This window comes from Duganella sp. HH101, assembly GCF_001758795.1.
GTDB classification, from domain to species: Bacteria; Pseudomonadota; Gammaproteobacteria; order Burkholderiales; family Burkholderiaceae_D; genus Rugamonas; species Rugamonas rivuli.
Window position 1 is genome coordinate 1 of record NZ_LRON01000063.1, and the last position, 2,539, is coordinate 2,539.

1 protein-coding gene is annotated in these 2,539 nt (G+C 65.5%); it reads right to left on the reverse strand.

Translation table 11 applies throughout. The features are described 5' to 3' along the window. On the reverse strand, positions 1 to 2,539 hold a 2,539-nt coding region (locus DUGA2_RS32280; RefSeq protein ID WP_141753460.1), incomplete at both ends, for a condensation domain-containing protein.

A 2,539-nucleotide genomic window follows, 5' to 3' on the forward strand; every position in this document is an offset into this window, starting at 1 on the left:
ACGCGCTGTGCCGACACGCTTGCGCTGACCTGCGCCGTCAGCGAAAAGTCGTCGCCCAGATCGTCGACCGAGAACGTGACCGGATAATTGGTGCGCTCTTCGCTGCTGAGCATTCCAACGCCCTGCCATGCCGCGTCGCCCGCCTTCTGCGCCACGCTATGGCGGTAGTTGAGCAGCGCCGAGAACAGCGGCATCGGCGCCTTCACGCCGCTGCAACGCTGCGCCAGCGCCAGCGACGCGTGCTCGTGACGGAGCAATTGCGTCAACATGTCGTGCGCGGAGCGCACCGCTTGCGCCACGCCTTGTTCGCCCAGCTTGAAACGCACCGGCAGCGTGTTGATGAACATCCCCAGTACGCTCGACGCATCTTCACCGCCGGCCATACGGCCCAGCAGCACCGTGCCGAACACCACATCGTCGCGGCCAGACACCTTGGACAGCACCTGCGCCCATGCCAGATGCATGACGCTCGCAGCGCTCACGCCCAGCTGGCGTGCCTGCTGGCGCAAACGACGCGACAAATCGCCATCGACCATCCGGTGCGACTCGACGATGCCCGTGCCATCGCCCTGCACGTCGAGCAGGCCGAATGGGGCGGTCGGTTCATCCACGTCGGCCAGCATCGCGCCGAAGTAGGCCTCGTGCTCGGCCTGGCTCACGCCCAGACGGGCCTGGGCAACGAAATTACGGAACGGCAGCGCCGGCAGCAGTTCGTCGGCGCGGCCTTGCAGCAGCATGCGAACTTCCGCGACCAGCATGTCGAGCGTACTGTGATCGATCGCCAGGTGGTGCGCCAGGATTTGCAGCAGCCAGCGGCCATTGACTTTGTCCTGCGCGACAAACGCGCGCATCAGCGGCGCCTGGCGCACGTCCAGACGGTATTGGCGTGGATGATAGCGCTCCGCCAGTTCCTTTGCCACGTCGGCCGCGTGGTCCAGGTTGACCTGCTCGGCCACCAGATGCGCCTCGCGCCAGACCACCTGCACCGCTTCGTTCAAGCCTTCCCAATGCATGGCCGTGCGCAGGATGTCGTGGCGCGCCACGACCTTGTTCAAGGCCGAGACGAAGCCGTCAAGCCGCTCGCGGCTGTCGAACTGCATCAGGCTAGGCAGCAGGTAGGCGTCGCCCTCCTCGCTCATCATGTGATGGAACAGAATGCCTTCCTGCAGCGGCGCCAATGGATAGATATCCTGGATATTGGCGGCGCCGCCCGGAACCGCCGCGACCACGCGTGCGATCTCCTGTTCGTCCAGCTTCACCAGCGTCACCATCTCCGGCGTGATCGCCGTGCTACCAGCCACGATGCCGTTGGCCGGCACCACGATGTCGTTGTTTTCACCACCCGACGTTCCGGCCAGTGCGGCGATGGTCGGCGTGGCGAACAAGGTGCGCACGTCGACATTCAGGCCGCCGCGGCGCATGCGCTCCACCAGCGTGATCGCCAGCAGCGAGTGGCCGCCCAGCGTGAAGAAGTTGTCGTGCACGCCCACTTTGTCCAGATTGAGCACGCCGGCCCAGATATCGGCCATGGCCTCTTCGGCCGCCGTGCGCGGCGCCACGTAGCCTTCTTCGCTGCGCGCCATATCCGGCGCTGGCAAGGCCTTGCGGTCCACTTTGCCGTTCGGCGTCAATGGCAGCTGGTCCAGCACCACGAAGTGGGCAGGCACCATGTATTCCGGCAGCGATGCCAGCAAGGCGGCGCGCAGTCCGGCGGCATCAGGCAATTGCTCGCCATCGTGCGCCACCAGATAGGCCACCAGCCGCTTGTCGCCGGCCACGTCTTCCCGGGCCAGCACCAACGCTTCGCGCACCGGCTCCAGGGCCGCCAGTACAGCCTCGATCTCGCCAAGCTCGATGCGGAAGCCGCGCAGCTTGACCTGATGGTCGATACGGCCCAGGTATTCGATGCTGCCGTCTTCCAGATAGCGTGCCAAATCGCCCGATTTGTACATGCGCGATCCTGCCTCGCCGAACGGATTCGGCACGAATTTGTCCGCCGTCAGGTCGGCTCGATTCAGGTAGCCGCGCGCCAGGCCGGCGCCGGCGATATGCAGCTCGCCCACCGCGCCCACCGGCACCGGTTCAAGCGCAGCGTCGAGGATATACACCTCGGTGTTGGCGATAGGACGGCCCAGCGGAATCGACGAACCGACCACCGAGCCCGCAGGAACCGTATGGCAGCACGTGAAAGTGGTGCTCTCGGTCGGACCGTAGCCGTTGATCATCCGTACCGACGGGCTGTAGTCCAGCAGCTGCTGGACATGATGCGGCGACAGCGCCTCGCCGCCCGCCAGGATGCGGCTCACCTTGGCCAGGCTTGGCAGCTGGTAGGCCACCATCTGATTGAACAGCGCGGACGTCAGCCACAAGGTATCGATCTCGTGGGCCTCGAGGGCCGCGCCGATCTGCGTCACGGAGAGCATGCCCGGTTCTGCGATGATCAGGCGCGCGCCGTTCAACAGCGCGCCCCAGATCTCGAACGTGCTGGCGTCGAACGTCAGCGACGCCAGTTGCAGGATGCGGCTCGATGCGTTCAGTT